Origin of the sequence: Rhodococcus sp. UFZ-B548, assembly GCF_903819475.1 — a bacterium.
GTDB classification, from domain to species: domain Bacteria; phylum Actinomycetota; class Actinomycetes; order Mycobacteriales; family Mycobacteriaceae; genus Rhodococcus_F; species Rhodococcus_F erythropolis.
The window spans coordinates 40,758-60,879 of sequence record NZ_CAIJDS010000012.1 but is presented as its reverse complement, the minus strand read 5'-3'; the positions used below and the strand labels follow the sequence as shown (position 1 = coordinate 60,879).

14 protein-coding genes are annotated in these 20,122 nt (G+C 62.5%); 5 read left to right on the top strand and 9 right to left on the bottom strand.

Features of this window, described 5'->3' with window-relative positions; genetic code table 11:
* Positions 1-50: 50 nt before the first annotated feature.
* Positions 51-3,233 carry a (Fe-S)-binding protein gene (locus tag H7C86_RS13125; RefSeq protein ID WP_182261661.1) on the top strand — a complete coding sequence of 1,061 codons (3,183 nt, stop codon included), beginning with the start codon at positions 51-53 and terminating at the stop codon, positions 3,231-3,233.
* 177 nt (positions 3,234-3,410) lie between these two features.
* Here H7C86_RS13125 and H7C86_RS13120 read toward each other — a convergent pair whose 3' ends face one another.
* Both H7C86_RS13120 and H7C86_RS13115 read right to left on the bottom strand, forming a co-directional pair.
* The gene (locus H7C86_RS13120) at positions 3,411-3,866 is read right to left on the bottom strand and encodes a hypothetical protein (RefSeq protein ID WP_029254716.1); all 456 of its coding nucleotides are present in this window, start codon (positions 3,864-3,866) and stop codon (positions 3,411-3,413) included.
* 60 nt (positions 3,867-3,926) lie between these two features.
* Complete coding sequence (locus H7C86_RS13115) at positions 3,927-5,204, bottom strand: DUF6745 domain-containing protein (protein WP_182261660.1); 1,278 nt, start codon at positions 5,202-5,204, stop codon at positions 3,927-3,929.
* Between the two features lie 245 nt (positions 5,205-5,449).
* On the opposite strand from H7C86_RS13115, the gene H7C86_RS13110 reads away from it, so the two are divergent.
* Positions 5,450-6,382 (top strand): hypothetical protein, encoded by a 933-nt coding sequence (locus H7C86_RS13110; RefSeq protein WP_021343213.1) that lies wholly within the window; start codon positions 5,450-5,452, stop codon positions 6,380-6,382.
* On the opposite strand, the gene H7C86_RS13105 is transcribed toward H7C86_RS13110, so the two are convergent.
* Positions 6,372-8,312, bottom strand: coding sequence for a prolyl oligopeptidase family serine peptidase (locus H7C86_RS13105; protein WP_182261659.1), 1,941 nt, complete (start codon positions 8,310-8,312; stop codon positions 6,372-6,374). The two genes, H7C86_RS13110 and H7C86_RS13105, sit on opposite strands and share 11 nt — an antisense overlap.
* A 76-nt stretch (positions 8,313-8,388) precedes the next feature.
* Here H7C86_RS13105 and H7C86_RS13100 point away from each other — a divergent pair, with 76 nt between their 5' ends.
* Together H7C86_RS13100 and H7C86_RS13095 are read left to right on the top strand one after the other, a co-directional pair.
* Complete coding sequence (locus H7C86_RS13100; RefSeq protein WP_019747413.1) at positions 8,389-9,642, top strand: pyridoxal phosphate-dependent aminotransferase; 1,254 nt, start codon at positions 8,389-8,391, stop codon at positions 9,640-9,642.
* Positions 9,643-10,129: 487 nt separating this feature from the next.
* Positions 10,130-11,392 carry a YibE/F family protein gene (locus H7C86_RS13095; RefSeq protein WP_019747414.1) on the top strand — a complete coding sequence of 421 codons (1,263 nt, stop codon included), beginning with the start codon at positions 10,130-10,132 and terminating at the stop codon, positions 11,390-11,392.
* 9 nt (positions 11,393-11,401) lie between these two features.
* On the opposite strand, the gene H7C86_RS13090 is transcribed toward H7C86_RS13095, so the two are convergent.
* Together H7C86_RS13090 and H7C86_RS13085 are read right to left on the bottom strand one after the other, a co-directional pair.
* Entirely contained in the window at positions 11,402-13,078 is a 1,677-nt protein-coding gene (locus H7C86_RS13090) for an Hsp70 family protein (RefSeq protein WP_230091103.1), read from the bottom strand.
* Between the two features lie 149 nt (positions 13,079-13,227).
* On the bottom strand, positions 13,228-14,547 hold the full coding sequence (locus tag H7C86_RS13085) for a UDP-glucose/GDP-mannose dehydrogenase family protein (RefSeq protein ID WP_019747416.1): 1,320 nt from the start codon (positions 14,545-14,547) through the stop codon (positions 13,228-13,230).
* A 108-nt stretch (positions 14,548-14,655) separates the two neighbouring features.
* Between H7C86_RS13085 and H7C86_RS13080 the strand changes: the two genes are divergently transcribed.
* Positions 14,656-15,180 carry a low molecular weight phosphatase family protein gene (locus H7C86_RS13080; RefSeq protein WP_182261658.1) on the top strand — a complete coding sequence of 175 codons (525 nt, stop codon included), beginning with the start codon at positions 14,656-14,658 and terminating at the stop codon, positions 15,178-15,180.
* Here the strand turns inward: H7C86_RS13080 and H7C86_RS13075 are convergent.
* From H7C86_RS13075 to gmd, 4 genes are all read right to left on the bottom strand, one after another.
* Positions 15,152-16,576, bottom strand: a complete 1,425-nt coding sequence (locus tag H7C86_RS13075; RefSeq protein WP_019747418.1) for a polysaccharide biosynthesis tyrosine autokinase — start codon at positions 16,574-16,576, stop codon at positions 15,152-15,154. The two genes, H7C86_RS13080 and H7C86_RS13075, sit on opposite strands and share 29 nt — an antisense overlap.
* Before the next feature lie 130 nt (positions 16,577-16,706).
* Positions 16,707-18,032, bottom strand: coding sequence for a UDP-glucose/GDP-mannose dehydrogenase family protein (locus tag H7C86_RS13070; protein ID WP_020906581.1), 1,326 nt, complete (start codon positions 18,030-18,032; stop codon positions 16,707-16,709).
* Positions 18,033-18,085: 53 nt separating this feature from the next.
* On the bottom strand, positions 18,086-19,054 hold the full coding sequence (locus tag H7C86_RS13065) for a GDP-L-fucose synthase (RefSeq protein WP_182261657.1): 969 nt from the start codon (positions 19,052-19,054) through the stop codon (positions 18,086-18,088).
* Entirely contained in the window at positions 19,051-20,082 is a 1,032-nt protein-coding gene (gmd, locus tag H7C86_RS13060) for a GDP-mannose 4,6-dehydratase (protein WP_019747421.1), read from the bottom strand. Before gmd ends, H7C86_RS13065 begins: the two co-directional genes overlap by 4 nt.
* Positions 20,083-20,122: the final 40 nt, after the last annotated feature.

The following is a 20,122-nucleotide window of genomic DNA, read 5'->3' as shown; positions in this document are numbered from 1 at the left end:
GGGCTGTCCCGAGGTGGCCGACGCGTCGCCCTGAAACGAAAGGCCGCGACATGAATGCCCTGACGATTACGTTGGGCACGATTGGTGCTCTGCTGAGCTTGGTGTGTTGGTACATCTTCCTCTCAGGCGCGCTGAGGATGTTCAACACCGTGCGCATCGGCCAGTCGGCACCCGATCGATGGCGCCCGTTCTTCCCTCGCTTCAAGCAGATGATCATCGAGTTCATCGCGCACACGCGCATGAACAAGTTCCGCAGCGTCGGCTGGGCCCACTGGCTCGTCATGGTCGGCTTCCTCGGCGGATTCCTGCTCTGGTTCGAGGCTTACGGCCAGACGTTCAACCCCGAGTTCCACTGGCCCATCTTCGGTAACACGTGGGCGTGGCACCTGTGGGACGAGATCCTGGGCCTCGGCACCGTCATCGGTATCACCACGCTGATCGTGATCCGTCAGCTCAACCACCCGCGCCTGCCTGCGCGCCTGTCCCGGTTCGGCGGCTCCAACTTCAAGGCCGCCTACGTCATCGAGGGCATCGTCCTGCTCGAGGGCCTGGGCATGATCATGGTCAAGGCCGGCAAGATCGCGACCTACGGTCACGCCAACCCGTGGACCGACTTCTTCACCATGCAGGTCGCCAAACTGCTTCCCGCCAGCCCCGTCATGATCTCGGTGTTCGCGTTCGTCAAGCTGATGACCGGCATGATCTGGCTCGCGATCGTGGGCCGCAACATCACCTGGGGCGTCGCCTGGCACCGCTTCTCCGCGTTCTTCAACATCTACTTCAAGCGTGAAGACGACGGCACCGTCGCGCTCGGCGCGGCAAAGCCCATGATGTCCAAGGGCAAAGTCCTGACGATGGAGAACGTCGACCCCGACACAGACACTCTCGGCGCCGGAAACATCGAAGACTTCTCCTGGAAGGGCTGGCTGGACTTCACCACCTGCACCGAGTGCGGGCGTTGCCAGTCCCAGTGCCCTGCTTGGAACACCGGAAAGCCGCTCTCCCCCAAGCTGCTCATCATGTCGCTGCGTGACCACGGCTACGCCAAGGCCCCGTACCTGCTCGCTGGTGGACGCAAGGACATGGGCGGCGACGAGATCGGACTCGTCGACAGCGAAGGCAACGTCAAGGAAGCCGCACTCGCAGCCATCCCCGAGGCCGCACGCCTCGAGGCCGACCGCAAGCTCGTCGGTGAAACCGTCGAAGGTGAGATGGCCCCGGTCATCGACGCCGAAACCTTGTGGAGCTGCACCAACTGCGGCGCCTGCGTCGAACAGTGCCCCGTCGACATCGAACACGTCGACCACATCATCGACATGCGTCGCTACCAGGTCCTGATCGAATCGGAGTTCCCCTCCGAGCTCGCCGGCCTGTTCAAGAACCTCGAGAACAAGGGCAACCCCTGGGGCCAGAACTCCAAGGATCGCCTCAACTGGATCAACGAGATGGACTTCGAGATCCCCGTCTTCGGCAAGGACGCCGACAGCTTCGAGGACTACGAGTACCTCTTCTGGGTCGGCTGCGCCGGCGCCTACGAAGACCGTGCCAAGAAGACCACCAAGGCTGTCGCCGAACTCCTCGCCACCGCGGGAGTGAAGTTCATGGTCCTCGGCGCCGACGAAACCTGCACCGGCGACTCCGCACGTCGTGCCGGCAACGAGTTCTTGTTCCAGCAGCTCGCAATGCAGAACATCGAGATGCTCAACTCGGTCTTCGACGGTATCGAGCAGAAGAAGCGCAAGATCGTCGTCACCTGTGCGCACTGCTTCAACGCCCTCGGCAACGAGTACCCGGAGGTGGGCGGCGACTACGAGGTCGTGCACCACACCCAGCTGCTCAACCGTCTGGTGCGCCAGAAGAAGCTGATCCCGGTTGCGTCCGTGAGCGAAGACGTCACCTACCACGACCCGTGCTTCCTCGGACGCCACAACAAGGTTTACGACGCTCCCCGTGAACTCATGGAAGCCTCAGGCTCCAAGCTGGTCGAAATGCCGCGTCACGGCGAACGTTCCATGTGCTGTGGTGCCGGTGGTGCTCGCATGTGGATGGAAGAGAACATCGGTAAGCGCATCAACGTCGACCGCGTCGACGAAGCGCTCTCCACCAACCCCAAGAAGATCGCCACGGGTTGCCCGTTCTGCCGCGTCATGCTCACCGACGGCGTCACTGCCCGCCAGGAGCAAGGCCAGGGCGAAGGCGTCGAGGTCGTCGACGTCGCGCAGCTGATGCTGAACTCCGTCACCCGCCTCGATCCCGCCCAGCTCGGCGAGAACATCAAGGTGATCCCGCGTGAGAAGGCCCCGGTCGCTGCTGAGGCAAAGGCTGAGACTGTCGAGCAGGATCGGGTCGCCGAAGTCGAGGAAGCCGCCGCGACTCCGGAAGCCAAGGCTGCACCGGCAGGCAAGGGTCTGGCCATGAAGGGCCTCGCCAAAGCACCAGGCGCAAAAGCTCCCGGCGCCAAGGCACCAGGCAAGGGCCTCGGAATGGCCGGCGGGGCAAAGGCTCCCGGCGCCAAGAAGGCGGCTCCCGCCGCAAGCGCGGAAGCTCCCGCCGCCGAAGCTGCTGCACCGGCCACACCTGCGGCAAAGCCCAAGGGGCTCGGTCTTGCGGGCGGAGCCAAGGCTCCCGGCGGCAAGGGACTGCAGATGAAGGGCGCCGCCAAGGCACCCGGAGCAAAGGCCGCTGCCGCACCGGCAGCGGAAGCACCGGCAGCTGAGGCTGCTGCACCCGAAGCTGCTGCGCCCGTCGCCAAGCCGAAGGGTCTGGGCCTGGCGTCCGGCGCCAAGGCTCCCGGCGGCAAGGGACTGCAGATGAAGGGCGGGGCCAAGGCTCCTGGCGCGAAGGCTGCACCTGCTGCTGAAGCACCTGCCGCTGCTCCGGCTGCACCCGCCGAGGCTCCCGCAGAGGCCCCCGCCGCCGAGGCGGAAGCCCCGAAGGCTCCACCGGTCGCCAAGGCCGGCGGACTCGGATTCAAATCGGGCGCAAAGGCTCCCGGCGCTCGGAAGGCAGCTCCTGCTGCAGCCCCGGCGCCAGCTGCGGCACCGGCTCCCGAGGCCGAACCTGTGAAGGCAGAACCCGCCGCCGAACCCGTGAAGGCAGAACCCGCCGCCGAAGCACCTGCTGAAGCGTCCGCACCCGCGGAAGCTCCGACGCCTGCTGCCGCGCCTCCCGCCCCCAAGGCAGGTGGGCTCGGATTCAAGGCCGGCGCAAAGGCTCCCGGCCGCAAGAAGTAACCGCTCCACACGCGAATGCCCTCACCGTCATGGTGAGGGCATTCGTGTTTGTGCGGGGAGCCAATCCCGACCGAGCACCCTTTCCCTCGACTCAACACACCTTGCTCTACGCGGAAAGCGGTGCTCGCCGTGGACAAGTGGTGCTCACTCCCCCGCTGCCAAATCGAGGTCGCCCTGTCAATCTGCGACAAGCATCACCGCACCGCGCGCACGCCCGACGCCCCTTTCCTGCTGCCGTCCGATGACGTATCGCCCCGGAGCGATTCCGGTCGCGCCGTGCTCCGGATGGATCAGGTACGCGGTCACTCGGGTGTCGAGCATGCCGAGCGCAAGGCCCCGAGCATCTTTCACCGGCGTCGACCACGTGCACTCCCCTTCGTCTGCAACCAGACTGTGGGGGTTACCGCCCGCCGCGCTTCGCAGCAACTCCACTCCCGAGAGCGGCACTCTCACAGAGCGTGTCCACGGCAGAGGCGCCACGATATTTGCGAGCAGCGAAAACGGGATCACGATGAGATCGCCCTGCGCCTGAAGTCCGTCGATCACAGGAATGGACACTTCCTGGTCCAGGTAGTCGAAGACATCGAGGCCGGTGAGGGTGGTGAGAGCGGACAAGGTCATGTTCGAGTTCATAAGTATCACCAAGGGTTTGAGGATTGAGGGTTTGAGGATTGGGGCTTGAGGGGTCGAGATTCAGGTTCGACGAACGAGACGGGAGTAATCGGCGCCGGTGATGCCGTAAGTCCAACCGGCGGCATCCAACGCGGAGGTAAACCATCCGGGTACGTGAAGGCCGTATCGACGCCGATGCCCGTCGCGTTCGAAAGAACCGTTGACCGCGAGGAGAATGCGTCCACTTCGGCCCCAGCCCTCCGGTGACGCGTAGAGCTGCAGCAGGCAACCGACATTACCGGGATCGTCGGCTTGGTCGACCAGTGTCAGGCCGGCCAGCTCGATGTAGGAATCCCACCCGATCCGCTCGATTGCACATCGACGGATCTCTACATTGCGCTCGTGTGCGATGCGTTCGGCGGTCGGGTCGAGCACTACCCAGTCGGGAACGATCGCTCCGTGCAGAACGAACGCCTTTGTTCCGTCTGCGAATTCGAGTGCCGGGGAATCAGAGTGGTGGAGTCGGCGTTCTCCCCGCGCACTGCCCGGTATCCGCTCCGAGTGCAAGACCCTGGGTCGTTCCGCCATGATGCACACGTCGTCGAACGCCCACCACCACCCGGTCGAGTCAGCCAGTGCGGTCTGCACATCGAGAAGTTCACGGTCTTCCGAGCGGAAGGTCGCAAGACCGTATCGATGGCATGTGTCGTAGTACGCGATTCGATGGGCGTCCTGCTGCCCGTACCAGGTCACTCCGCCCGCCACCGGGGTCGACATCGTTCGTATCGCAGCTGCGACGCCGTCGAACAGTGTGGTGTGCAACGATTCCCAGATTGCGGATCTGATGATCCGCGCTGGATTGACGCGGCGCTGAGTCGAACCCCGCTGAGTCGACCCCCGCTGATCCGACCCCTCGGACACGCTGGCACCAACGCCCCCGAACGCGCGACGTTCCATCTTCCAGCGTTCTATCTGCCAGTCAATGCTCCGACGTTCGATACGCGCGTTCATACGTCGGCGCGACGCCGAAAACATGCTCGCGATGTGCCCGCAAGCGCAGTCGAGTCCAGTGCCGTCGAAGGACATCTTGTTCGACAGACCTTCGGCGGCGATCAGATCCGATCCAGCAGAGGGCGACTGAACCCAGACGAACTCCGGTTTCGGGAGCCCGGATCGTCGGTATAGTTGCGCGACAGCAGATTCTGCCGTGGATCGATCGGCCGGACGTGTACACAGACCGCGTTCGAGCCATACGTCGCGGACTGTTTCCAAGGCCTGATTGTCTTCATCGAAGATATCGATGTTCTCGGTCGATGTCGCTCGACGTGACGTCGACGAGCGAAACGGTGCGGCGCTCACGCGACGGTGGCGGTGTCCGCCTTTCCTGTAGTCATAGTTCAACAGCCTGGCACGCAAACGCTCCGGACGCAAGGGTTGCCTAGAGTGCGACGTCCAGAACCTGTCACCGTTTCCCCACACCCAACACCCTCTCCAGCGACGCGAAACCGGTTCGAACTGTGGACAAGTGGTGTTCACTCACGGCTATCCACAGCCCCGGGTTCACGGCTTCCTTTCCAGCGCCGGGCGCAGCAAGATCGATCGGTATGGGGGAACAAATACGCATCATCCGTCGGCCAGAGCAACTGTCGACAGGTCGTACCGATTCCGAGATCCGGCAGGCCTGCGCGAGTGGAAACTGGTCCAGAATCCATCGCGGTGCCTACGTACCCAGCGACCACCTGTCCCGCCTCGACGCATACGGGCTACATCGATTGCGCGTCGAGGCTGTGGCCGGTACCGCTTCGGCACATGCAGCGGTCAGCCACATCTCGGCAGCGGTGGTTCACGGCTTCGAACTCTGGAACACTCCGCTCGAAGTTGTGCACCTCTCTCGGGACCGACGAGGCGGTGGCCGTAAATCCGCTCGACGACACGTGCACTCGGTATCGTTCACCGACGACGAGGTCACCCACGTCGACGGCCTGCGCGTCACGACTCCGGCACGAACTGTTGCGGATCTCGCGAGGACGCTCCCTTTCGAACCGGCTCTCGTGGTGGGCAATTCAGCGTTGCACCGTTCAGCGTTGACCAAAGATGCAGTTGCGGCCTCGCTTGCACTCAGCCCGAACCATCCGCGCCATCGACATGCGCTCCACGCGCTCACCGCGATGGACTCGCGCATCGAAAGCGTCGGTGAATCACGGAGCCTCGCATTGTTCCTGCAGGAGCACTTACCACTCCCCGAACCCCAGGTCGAAATCCACGACGCTCGAGGGTTGGCCGGCCGCGTCGACTTCCTGTGGCGTGAGCAGCGCACCATCGGAGAGTTCGACGGCCGCATCAAATACGGCCGACTGGTGCCCGCCGGGCGCAGCGCCGAGGACGTGCTCTGGGACGAGAAGCTCCGCGAAGACCGACTCCGTGACGCGGGGTGGGAAGTCGCGAGGTGGACGTGGGCCGACCTGTCGACCCCGTCACTGGTGGCAGGTCGGATCCTCGCGGCCTTTGCGCGCAGCCGCGGGGCCGTCAGCTACTGATCGCAGGCTTCCACAGCTCGAGCGTCGCAATGCCGGGTGGGGTGAATCCGAGCACCTGCCCGTAGAAGGACAGCTCGGCGTTGCGTGAGCTGATGATGGTCGACTGCTTGCGGAATCCGTGAGATTCACCCTCGTAGGCCAGGTAGGCATGCGGAATACCCTTGGTCACCAGAGCATCCCGGAATCGCTCCGCCTGCGAAGGTGGCACGATCGGATCGTCGAGACCCTGGAGCAGCAACACCGGGCAGTTCAACCCGTCGACGTTGTTGAGCGGAGCACGTTCCGCGTACAGGTCGGCAGATTCCGGCAGCGGGCCGATCAAACCGTCGACATAGCGCGATTCGAAATCGTGAGTTTCCTGCACGAACAGGTCCAGTTCGGCCACGCCGAAATAGGAAGCACCACAAGCGAACACGTCGGACGTCGTCAGTGCGGCCAGAACGGTCCATCCACCGGCAGATCCGCCTTCGATGGCAAGGCGGGCCGGATCGGCAAGCCCTTGCTCAGCCAACCCGGTGACGGCGGTGACGACGTCCTGCACGTCGACGACACCCCACTGTCCGCGCAGCCGGTTGCGGTACTCACGTCCGTAGCCGGTCGACCCGCCGTAATTCACATCGACGACGCCGATTCCGCGGCTGGTGAAGAAGGCGTAGACGAGGTTGAGGGCCGGGGCGACGTGCGCCGTCGGCCCACCGTGAACAAACGCAACGTATGGCGGCAGTTCGCCGTCGAGTCCTTTGTATCGCGGACTGCGCGGCGGATACGCAACGGCGTGAACTTCTCGCCCGTGTCCGTGAGCCACGACAGCTCGCGCTTCCGGAAGGTATGCAGACTCGGGTAATTCTTCGACCGACGAACGGATTTCGGTGAGTTCGCCGGTACCGAGGTCGAACTCGCGTAACGCGCCCGCCAGTTTCGCGCCTCCCGAGTTGAGCAGCAACCGATCGCCGCGAACCTGCATGAGGCCGATGCTGGTGACACCCGGGATCGCGATGTCGCGCAGTTCCCCCGACGCCGGATCGAGTACCGCCAGCGTGTCGGTTCCCACCGTGCGTGCGGTGAGAAGGTGCCCGTTGTCGAGTTCGACGAACCAGCGCGCACCGAAGCGCCACTGTGGGCCACCGAAATCCGCCTCCACCGGGCAGATCGGGGTGATCTTGCCGCCGACGCGATAGATGTTCCACCAGCCGCTGCGATCACTGATTGCGTAGAGTTCGTCGTCGGTGATCCACTCCGGTTGCAGGACGGACTCTTCAAGTCCGCCGATCAGCACGGAGTACTTCTGAGCGACGCCGTCGACGAGTGGAGCTACCCGCAGTTCGGTACCGTCCCAGGGCATTTGCGGATGGTTCCACGCGATCCAGGCTATTTTGGTTCCACTCGGCGAAAGCCTCGGTGACGAGAGGAAGTCCGAGCCGCCGACGATCGAGCGAATCTTGCCGGAACCGTCGAGCGGAATCGCGCAGATATCGCGAGTGATCGCCCCGTCCTCCGCGTGCGCTTCCCGAACCGCCCACACCTCACCGTTCACGATCTGCAGGTCTGCGTATCGCAACGCGGCCGGCGACGCGGGTTCAGGCGTCAGAGCCCGCGGAGTGACTCCTTCGAGGATGTACACCCGTTGATCGGAGAATTCACTGAAGACCAGTTTTCCGGACTCGGTGACGGTCCAGGCGCCACCGCCGTACTCGTGAACCCTGGTCCGCGCGTTCCACGGCGCGGGGAGGATGTCGACGGGTTGGTTGTCGAGACCGGATCGACGGATCGATGTCCGACCACCCTCGGTCGGACGAAGTTCAGCCCACCAGATCTCGTCACCGACGTATCGTCCACCCTCGACAGGGTGGCCACCTGCAGCCAGATCCGCTGCTCCGATCGGAGAAGTCCACGATCCGTACGGGGCTGCAATCTGCTCGCTGGGGGTCATCGCTCGACAATAGCCAACTGGTCGCGCGACACGGTCCCCGACAATGCACTTGCACAGTGGTGGAATCATGTAACTCGTGAGCACACCAGAACCCGTCCGCCATCGTCAGCCGCAGCGCGAGCTGGAGCAGTCGTCGAAGCTCCAGAACGTCCTGTACGAAATCCGTGGGCCGGTGCACGCGCATGCCGCCCGGTTGGAGGCGGAAGGACACCGGATCCTCAAGCTCAACATCGGCAACCCGGCACCGTTCGGATTCGATGCTCCCGATGTGATCATGCGCGACATGATCGCCGCCCTGCCCTATGCGCAGGGCTATTCGGAGTCGAAGGGCATTCTGTCGGCGCGGCGCGCAATCGTGACGCGTTACGAGCTGGTTCCCGGCTTCCCCGAGCTCGACGTCGACAACATCTACCTCGGTAACGGTGTTTCCGAGCTGATCACGATGACCATGCAGGCCCTCCTCAACAACGGCGACGAGGTTCTGATCCCAGCGCCCGACTACCCGCTGTGGACTGCGATGACGAGCTTGTCCGGAGGCACGCCCGTCCACTATCTCTGCGACGAGGCCAACGACTGGAATCCCGATATCGCCGATATCGAATCCAAGATCACCGACAAGACCAAGGCTCTCCTCGTCATCAACCCGAACAACCCCACGGGTGCGGTGTACTCCATGGAGGTTCTGCAGCAGTTGGTCGATCTGGCACGCAAGCATCAGCTTCTGCTGCTCGCCGACGAGATCTACGACAAGATCCTCTACGACGACGCAAAGCACATCTCGCTGGCAACACTTGCCCCTGATCTGCTCTGCCTGACCTTCAACGGCCTCTCGAAGGCCTACCGCGTCGCCGGCTACCGCTCCGGCTGGGTGGCGATCACGGGCCCGAAGGATCACGCCGCCGGCTTCCTCGAGGGACTCGACCTCTTGGCGTCGACCCGCCTGTGCCCCAACGTCCCCGGACAGCACGCCATTCAGGTCGCCCTCGGCGGACACCAGAGCATCGAAGACCTGATCCTGCCCGGCGGTCGCCTGCTCGAGCAGCGCGACGTCGCGTGGGAGCGATTGAACATGATTCCGGGTGTTTCGTGTGTGAAACCCCGCGGTGCGCTCTACGCGTTCCCTCGTCTGGATCCGAACGTCTACGAGATCCACGACGACGAGAAGTTGGTTCAGGACCTGCTTCTCCAGGAGAAGATCCTGATGGTTCAAGGCACCGGATTCAATTGGCCGAACCACGATCACCTTCGGATCGTCACCCTTCCGTGGGCCCGGGATCTCGCCGTGGCCATCGAGCGATTCGGCAACTTCCTCACCAGTTACAAGCAGTGATTTCGGCCCGTCGAATCGGGCAAAATCAGGTAAACAATTCGTTGTACAAATACCCCGTAAACGTAAAAGTGCGGGGTATTTGTGAGACCTTGGTCACAACATTCGCATACCAGGCGGTTTGATTGACACTTTAACTATTTAGTGACCTGCCCTGATGCGAAAACGGTCCAACCGGTACGTGATTCGTCGTGAAATTGGTAGTTGGACAACGCGCCAAACCCGATTGAAATTGGGTACATTGGTTATCAGCACTTCGGTGCCGCGAGCACCTGGTATCCCTCCCCCCCTGTGGATACCAGGTTGGTGGCGGGGACAACCCCCCCTGTTCCCCGCCACCCAGCTCGACCAATCCCAGTTTCGCCTCTTTCCCGGAAATCACCTGTGCCGACGCTGTCGTCGATCGACACTATCCGCAGAAGCTGACCATTCGCATCTGAGCCGATAACATTGCACCGGTGCAAATCCCCAGTCCGACACTCAGTTTCCGATGAGTCACGGCCACGGCCACGGTGGCCCCATTCAGATCGGCCCCACCGCATCACGCGTCGTCATCGGCTTGCTCGTCGTCATCGGCATGGTTGTCGTCGCGGCAGCTATCGCGCTGTGGCCGGACAAGAACACCATTCCCGTCCCGCTCCCCTTTCAGAATGCCGACGGCAGTTCGGTGGAGACCGAGGCGGGCACCGTCACGATGCAGGATCTCGGCGACTGCGGAAGTTCCTCCGCCGGAAGGGTATTCGTCGGTGCACCGCAACCGCCACCCACCTCCGCCTATCAGTGCCAGCGCAGTATCGTCGATATCGAGTCCGGGCCGAATGCCGGAACGAAGACACTCCTCGAGATCATCCCGGGTGCCGGACAACCGGATCTACGGGTCGGTGACCACATTCGCCTGGTGCGTCAGACCGACCCGAACGGAAACACGCAGTACTCCTTCGAAGACTATTCGCGTGGACTCCCACTGGCGCTGATCGTCATCGCGTTTGCCGTCGTCATCATCGCCGTTGCGCGGTGGCGCGGACTGCGCGCACTCGTCGGTCTGGTGATCGCCTTCGGCGTCGTCGTCGGGTTTCTCCTGCCCGCATTGCTCGACGGTAAGCCTGCGATACCGGTTGCACTGGTCGCCGGCGCGGTGATCTTGTACGCGGTTCTCTATCTGGCGCACGGTGTCTCACTCAAGACCAGTTCGGCTTTGCTCGGCACCCTTGCCGCGATGGTGCTCGCTGCCGTTCTCTCCTACCTCTGTATCGAACTGACGCACCTCACCGGACTGTCCGAAGAGCAGAACACCAATGTGCAGACCTACATCGAGCACATCGACATCACGGGCCTGCTGCTGGCGGGCTTCATCATCGGATCGCTCGGTGTTCTCAACGACGTCACCATCACCCAGGCATCTTCGGCGTTCGAGTTGGCCGAACTCGACAAGCACGCACCCCGCCGAAAGGTGTTCAGCGGGGCGATGCGGGTCGGACGCGATCACATCGCCAGCACGGTCTACACCTTGGTTCTCGCGTACGCCGGCGGGGCGTTGCCACTGCTTCTGCTTTTCAGCGTCAGCGGTCGCCCTCTTCAGGACGTCCTGGTCGGTGACGCTGTAGCGATCGAAATCGTACGGTCCGCGGTCGGCGGGATTGCTCTGGCGCTATCTGTTCCGCTCACTACTGCTATCGCCGTGATTCTGGCTCGCCCACCCGGTAGTGCGGTCAAGGCCGGCCCCACGTCAGGCGGCCGACACTCCAAACGCTGAAAGCGAGCCTCAGAGTCCGGGAATCGGTGGGAGAACCGGTAACAGAATCGGCGGAAGCCCCGGAATGTAGATCGCGGGCGGTGGCGGCGCGGGAGCGGGCGCGGGCGGCACGTAAGTGTCCTGCACGACTGGCGGAGCCTCGACGACCGGAGGGGCTTCCTCCGTCGTCGTCGGGGGCGGGGTCGTTGTGGTCGTAGGCGGCGGGGTAGTCGTGGTCGTCGGCGGCGGCGTAGTCACCTCGGTTGCCACAGGTCCGGCATCCTCGGAATCGAAGACCTTTCCTCCGTAGCCCAATCCCAACCCCACGATCACGATCGCCGCGATCACACCGGCGCCGAGGCCCGCGAACCGTAGCGGGTTTCTCGGCTCTTTGGATGTCGATTCGACGGGTTGTGTCCCGGCGAGCCAGGACGGGTGTGCGGTTCCTGCCCCGGGTGCCTCGCCTTCGTACATCGCCGAGTACGCCTGGGCGTCAACCATCACAGCCTCGGTGTCGGCGTCATGTTCTGTGCCGAATCCGTCCGTGGCCTGATCACTGTCGGCGACCGCGAGATCTGCGGCCGGATCGAATCGTTGCTCGTGTCGGTTCGGTCGCGGCTGAGGCAGTTCCGCCGCGTAAGGGCTCGGCACCTGTTCCTGCGGAACGGACTTCGTGCCGGAAGCGGCTTCGGACAAGGCATTCGGCCGCTCCGATTCCGCGAGCGTTGCGACCCCTCCGTGGCTGAACGCCTGAACCGGAACGGGTACCTCAGCCGGGGTGTGGATCGGATACGGCGCAAAGATCGGCGCTACAGCCGGAACCTGAACCGGGGCAGATACCGCGCGCGCCGATGGCGTCATCGACGACTCCGCGATCAGCGCAGCGCCTTGCGCAGTCACGAGTTCCGGCTGCTCGGGCGCGATGAGGGGGCACTCCAGCCAAGCGGCGAGGGTCGCCCGCACGATCGGAATGCGTGCACCGCCACCGATCAGGAGAATCGCGTCGGGGTTACGGCCGGACGTTGCGATGACCTCTCGTATCTCGCGTGCGAAGGCCTCCACCGACGTGACGACCAACGAATCGAAAACTTCCCGCGACAGCAGGAGAAGCCCGCCGGGCCCGGGCAGGCACACCGCACTTCGTGAGGACAGCTGTTCCTTCGCGAGTCGGCATCGCGCCTGCAGTTCGGCATCGCCACCCGGGTCGGCCGGCGTAGCTATACGGCGACGCACGGTCTGATCCGAGTAGACGAGCTCGTCGAAGTGATCTCCGCTGACCCGCGTCGACCGGGCGGTGACGACGGTAGACCGCATCTGCCTGTCCACAATGCTGATCGTCGATCCAGAACTACCGATGTCGACGACGACGAGTGTGCTCTGGTCGGTCAGCGCACCGGACTCCTCGAGCATTCGAAGCGTCGCGACTACTTCGGGAACCAGCTCGAAGTTGTCGATGCCTTTCTGTTCGAACGCTGTTTGGAGTGCTCCGGCCTGCGCTTGATCCCGGTAGGCGACGACCGTATTGCTGCCGAGATCGGCATTCTCGGTCAAAGCCACGCCGGTTGCCTCCGCTGCGACTTCCTCCGGAATCTCACGACCGCGATCGACCGCTCTGGATCGGAACACCGGACCACTGTGGTCGGGCGTCCCCGGGCGCGCCAAACGCACAGCGCTGGCTCCCACCGTCACACCCAAAACCAAGTTCATGATCCACCTTCGTCGACCGGCGACGGGTTCCGTCAGCAGACCCCGTCATTCCCCGGCCGGAAGTCTACCCACTGGGCATGGTCTGCGAGGTTCGCGCATCTCACCTAAGGCCTTCTCGCAGCTATTTTTTCGCAACCTGGACGGTCGACCTACCGCCCCAATCCGCGGTAGTTCCAACCGGCGCCGCGCCACAGGTCCGGATCGAGGCAATTTCTGGCGTCAACGATCACCCGCCGCCGAACGAGTGGTTCCAAATCGCCGGGCACGAGTGAGGCGAACTCGTCCCATTCCGTGGCGATCAAGACCACATCAGCATTTCTGCAAGCTTCTGACGTGGAGGTTGCATAGTGAAGGGTGGGAAACAGTCGGCGAGAATTGTCCATGGCCTTCGGATCGAAAACGGTGACCGCTGCCCCGTGCAACTGCATCATTCCGGCAACGTTGAGCGCAGGCGAATCGCGCACATCGTCGGATTCGGGCTTGAACGCGGCCCCCAGAACCGAGACGTTAGCTCCCAGCAAACTGCCATCGCAGGCTGCCGTCACCAGTTCCACAGCTTTTGTGCGTCGTCGCATGTTGATGCTGTCTACCTCGCGGAGGAAGTACAGGGCCTGGTCGACACCCAATTCCCCGGCGCGTGCCATGAACGCCCGAATGTCCTTCGGCAGGCACCCACCGCCGAACCCCAAGCCCGCATTGAGGAACCGTCTACCGATCCGAGCGTCGTACCCGAGAGCGTCGGCCAACATCGTGACGTCGGCGCCGGTCGCCTCGCACACCTCCGCAATCGCATTGATGAAGGACACCTTGGTCGCGAGAAACGCGTTCGCAGATCCCTTGACCAACTCGGACGTCGCCAGATCGGTCACGAGGAACGGCACCCCCGCGCCCAGTATCTCGGCATACACCTCGCGAAGAACGCCTTCGGCGTTTCCCGGCCGGTCACGATCGATCCCCAGAACCAACCGGTCAGGGCTCAAGGTATCCGCGATCGCGTGTCCTTCACGCAGGAACTCCGGATTCCAGGCCACCTCTACCGAGCCACCCGCCGGCGCAGTCGCTCGGAGTCGCTCGCCGAGAGCCGCTGCCGTGCCTACCGGCACCGTCGACTTCCCGACTATCAGCGAAGGCTTTCGCAACAACGGCGCCAACATGTCGATCACCGAATGAACATGACTGAGATCTGCGGCGTACTCCCCCTTCTTCTGGGGCGTCCCCACACCGACAAAATGGATGTCGGCAAAATCCGCGGCATCGGCGTAGGAAGTCGTGAACTGCAGCCGACCCGACGCCAGATTCTTCTCGAGCATGTCGGTCAGACCCGGCTCGAAGAACGGGACCTCCCCACGAGACAACTTGTCGACCTTGGACTGGTCGATGTCGACTCCCAGCACGTCGTGACCAAGTTCGGCCATACACACTGCGTGGGTCGCCCCCAGGTATCCCGTTCCGAACACGGTCATCTTCATGTGTTGTTGGTATGCGTCCGAACTTTCCGAAACGCGTACGCCAGGTGGGCGCGAAACCAACATCGGGCGTACGACGAGTGCGTCGCGCGTGCAACCTATGCTTCTGGCATGCACGTTCTCTTCGTTTGTACGGGAAACATCTGCCGATCACCCACTGGCGAACGCCTTGCACGTGCTTATGCCGCCGAAGCCGGAGTTTCCGGATTCACCGCGTCGAGTGCCGGAACCCGGGCGATGGTCGGACACCCGATCGAGCCGACTGCTGCGAGGGTTCTCGCGGGGCTCGGCGGCGACCCCACGGAGTTTCAAGCCCGACGCATGACAACAGCGCTGGCCTCGGACGCCGACCTCATTCTCACGATGACCGAAAGTCAGCGAGACAAAGTCCTGGCGATGGCTCCGGCGCGGCTCAAGCGCACGTTCACACTTCGAGAAGCCGCACGGTTGGGCTCGCTCGCAGATGCAGCAACTGTCGAGGACCTCGCCGCCGCCAGACCCCGATTTCGTGCCGCCGAACCCGAGGACGTCATCGATCCGATGGGTAAGGAAGAGAACGTGTTTCACGAAATCGGACTTGAGATCGCCGATCTCCTCGGCCCGCTGCTCAGCCGACTTCGCTTCGGTGAGCGCTGAGAGCGGGCACCGCGGTCAACTGCGGTAGCGACTTGTCCGACTCGTAGTAGTAGCTGTACTCGTACGCATTGCGTCCGCGAGACGGCGTCATCGTGATGACAGTGCCCAGGACGTGTGCACCCACACTCTGTAGGTTTCCGACCGCGCGCGCCAGTTGATCGCGCTTCGTGGAGCCGTGTCGGGCGATCACCAGGGCACCGTCAGACATCGCGGCCAGGACCGCGGCATCCGTGACGGGTAGCAACGGCGAGGCGTCGATGATGACGTAGTCGTATCGCGCCCGCAGTTCATCGAGAACATGTTTGGCCGTGTCCGTGCCGAGTAGTTCGCTCGGGTTCGGCGGGATCGGTCCGGACGCGAGCACTGTCAGCCCGTCGAATTCGGTCGGCTGAAGCACATCGTCCAGCGTCGCTTGACCGGAGAGCACCGAACTGACGCCGACGCTTCCGATCAACCCCAGATACTTCGACACTCGCGGCTTCCGGAGGTCGCCTTCCATCAGGCACACTGACTTACCGGCCTCCGCCAAGACAAGAGCGATGTTCACGGCGGTCGTCGTCTTACCCTCGGAGGGAAGCGAACTCGTGACGACAATGACACGCGGTGGATGATCCACCTCGAGGAACTGAAGGTTGGTGCGCAATTCACGGAAGGCTTCGGCACTCACGGAATTTCCGTCACTGAAAGTAATCGCATGGTTGACTTCGACGACTTTGTCGAACGGGATCGTGCCCACCATCGCCGAACCCGCAATCTCTTCGACCGTTCGACGATCCTTCACCGTGTTGTCGAGTCGATCGCGAATCAACGCAAGCGCGATTCCCGACACCAGTCCCGCCACTGCTCCGAGAGCGAGATTGCGCGAAGTCTTGGGCGAAACAGGAACAGACGGCTCTTGGGCCTGTTGCTCGACGACCACACGTGCAGGCGGCGTTCCGCCGTTCTCGGGTGTCTCCAGTTCCTTTGCCAGTGCGACGAATTCGGACGACAGAGTATTTGCGATCTCTCGCGCGAGCTCCGGTGAAGGATCCTTGACTCCGAGGTCGATCAACACAGTGTCGGGCGCCGACGTCGCAGTGACCTTGGAGGCCAACTCTTCAGCCGACATCCCGCCGACCACCCTCGGTCCCAGTTCGTCGATCGTCCGCTGCGCAAGTGTCCGGCCGGTCAGGAGTTTTGTATAGGACAGAACTCGCTGCTGTGAAAGTTGACTGCCCTGCAGTGCCTCGTTGACCGAGGTACCCGCCGACGTCGAAACGAACAGCCTCGTCGAGGCCTGGTAAACGGGCGTCGAAAGAAGAGAAGCGCAAAGGGCTCCCAGGATTCCGAGCACGGTTACAGCAGCGACTATTCGCCATCTGGCTTGCAATATCTTCAGGTAGTCGACAATTTCCATCTTGATGTCTCCTTCGGCTCACACATGTCCACTGCGGGTCTGAGCGGTCTTTGCCGGTCAGACCGCGAGGGCGAACCGGGCTTTCTCAATTTCGATATCGATCAGCTGCGACGGACGAAACGTCCTGTGCTCACGGGCGTCCCAGTCCGCGGTAGTTCCAACCTGCGCCTCGCCACTCGTCGGGGGAAAGGCAATTGCGCCCGTCGACGATCACCTTCTTGCGAACGACTGCATCGAGATCGGACGGCTGCAACTTCAAAAATTCGGGCCACTCGGTCAACACCAGGACGACATCGGCGCCTTCGCACGCCTCCAACGCATTTGCCGAATAGGTCAACGTCGGGAACAGCGCACGCGAATTGTCCATGGCCTTCGGGTCGTACACGTTCACTGCTGCGCCTTGAAGCTGAATCTGACCCGCGACGTTGAGCGCCGGCGAATCACGAACGTCGTCCGAGTCCGGTTTGAACGCGGCACCCAGAACTGCGACTCTCGCACCGAGAAGCGATCCGCATGCCTCCCGCGCCAGTTCGACCATGCGTGTCCGTCTGCGCATGTTGATGTTGTCGACTTCGCGTAGGAACGTCAGTGCTTGGTCGGCACCGAGTTCACCGGCGCGAGCCATGAAGGCACGGATGTCCTTGGGTAGGCAACCGCCGCCGAAACCAATTCCCGCGTTGAGGAATCGACGTCCGATCCGAACGTCGTACCCGATCGCGTCGGCGAGCACTGTGACGTCGGCGCCAGCAGCCTCGCACACTTCGGAAATCGCGTTGATGAACGAGATTTTCGTGGCCAGGAATGCATTCGCTGACGCTTTGACCAACTCGGACGTAGCGAGGTCCGTGACGAGAAAGGGAATTCCCTCATCGAGGAGGTCTGCATAAACCTCGCGCGCAGCGGATTCCGCGCGACCGTGTCGACCGCGGTCGACCCCGAGCACCAGACGATCTGGATGCAATGTGTCCTGGACGGCAAACCCCTCGCGCAGAAACTCGGGATTCCATGCGACTTCGACGCCGTCACCAACCGGTGCCAGTTCCCGCGCGCGCTTACCGAGCCGTTCCGCGGTTCCCACCGGCACCGTGGACTTCCCGAAGATGACCGCGGGTTTGGTGAGCAGCGGTGCCAAAGTTTCGATCACGGCATCCACGTAGACCATGTCAGCGGCGAACTCACCCTTCTTCTGCGGCGTACCGACCCCGAGGAAGAACACGTCCGCAAATTCAGCGGCTTCCTCGTAAGACGACGTGAACTTCAGCCTTCCTCGATCGATGTTTCGTCGTAGGACCTCGCCCAAACCTGGCTCGTAGAAAGGAACTTCCCCTGCTGCCAGTTTCTCCAGCTTGGCCGCGTCGACATCCACTCCGAGGACCTCGTGACCGAGTTCGGCCATACACGCCGCGTGTGTCGCGCCCAGGTATCCCGTGCCGAAAACTGCTATGCGAGTGCTCATGTTGCTCGATCTGCTTTCTCGACAGTGTGTGAAGTGTTGATGGGATGGGTAATTCAGATGCGTACGGCACCGATGTTGTCTCGGTACCACGAGACCGTCGACGCGATTCCCTCGCGCAATCCGATTGTCGGCCGCCATCCGAGTTCACGAATCATGCTCACGTCCAAAAGTTTCTGCATTGTTCCGTCAGGCTTCGAGGTGTCCCACCGCGTCTCGCCGGTGTATCCGACCTCGTCGGCGACCATCGAAGCGATCTCACGAATTGTGTGGTCCTCGCCGGTTCCCACGTTGACGTGCGATGCACCGTCGTAGTTGTCGAGCAGATGCAGACACGCCGACGCCAGATCGTCGACATGCAGAAATTCACGGCGAGGATTGCCACTCCCCCAGTTGACAACCAACGGCGCTGCGGACGACTGCGCCTCGTCGTAACGCCGAACGAGGGCGGGAAGTACATGCGATCCACGCGGCGAGAAATTGTCTCCCGGGCCGTACAGGTTGGTGGGCATCGCCGAGATCCAGGATCGACCATGCTGCCGCCTGGCAGCTTGAACATGGAGTATTCCCGCAATCTTTGCTATTGCATAGGCGTCGTTGGTCGGCTCGAGATGCCCGGTGAGCAGGTATTCCTCCTTGATCGGCTGCGGCGCCAATTTCGGGTAGATGCACGATGATCCGAGGAACAGGAGACGCTCGACGCCGTGTGCAAGGGCAGCGTCGAGCACGTTCACCTGGATACGGAGATTCTCCGACAGGAAGTCGACGAGGAACGTGCTGTTCGCCGCAATCCCACCAACTTTTGCTGCTGCAAGGATCACGTTGGTCGGCTTTTCGCGGGCGAAAAACTCGAAAACAGCTTCCCGCTCACGCAGATCGAGTTCGGCGGAGGTCCGTCCGAGCAACCGGGAGAAGCCGGCAGATTCCAGTTTTCGCCACACCGAAGAGCCGACCAGACCTCGGTGTCCAGCCACGTAGAACGGTGCGCCTCGATCGAGTGGTCGCGCTGCGAATGAATCACTCATCGCGTCGCCAACCAGTCGGGAAGTGCCGGAGTGTCGATCCACGGGCGCCCTTCATGTTCGAGCGCTTCGATGTCTGCCTCGACCATGATCCGGGCCAGTTCGGGTGTGTGCACGCCGGCCTTCCAACCGAGTTTGCGCTCGGCATGGCTCGGATCCCCGATCAGTGCGTCCACCTCGGTCGGCCGAAGATACCGTTCGTCGAATCGAACGTGGTTCTCCCAGTTCAGACCTGCGTGTTCGAAAGCGACTGTGAGGAAGTCGCGCACCGAGTAGTTGCCACCGGTGGCCAGCACAAAATCCTCAGGCTCGTCGACCTGCAGCATGCGCCACATTCCCTCGACATACTCCGGCGCGTACCCCCAATCGCGTATCGCATCGAGATTACCCATGTACAGATGATCCTCGATCCCGGCCTTGATACGTGCGACTGCCCGCGTGATCTTGCGCGTCACGAACGTCTCACCGCGCCTGGGGGACTCGTGATTGAACAGAATTCCGTTCACCGCGAAGATTCCGTACGCCTCACGGTAGTTCTTGGTGATCCAGTACGAGTACACCTTCGCCGCACCGTAGGGCGAGCGTGGATAGAACGGTGTCTCCTCGTTCTGCGGCGGTGGTGTGGCACCGAACATCTCAGAGCTCGACGCCTGGTAGAACCGGCAGTCGAGTCCGGCCATCCGAACCGCTTCCAGTAGTCGGATCGACCCGACACCTGTCGTGTTCCCCGTGTGTTCGGGTTCGTCGAAGCTGACTCTGACGTGAGACTGCGCAGCGAGGTTGTATACCTCGTCCGGTTTGATCTGCGCGAGCAGCGTCACCAGGCGCGCTCCGTCACTGAGGTCACCGTAGTGAAGGAAAAGCCGTGCATCCGCATGGTGGGGGTCCACATAGATGTGGTTGATCCTCGAAGTATTGAACGTCGACGATCGACGGATCAGTCCGTGAACCTCGTAGCCTTTGGAGAGCAGCAACTCGGCGAGGTAAGAGCCGTCCTGTCCCGTGATTCCGGTAATCAGTGCGCGTTTCATCCTGCGTTCCTTCCGTTGCGGGACAGCCCGCCTGATAGTT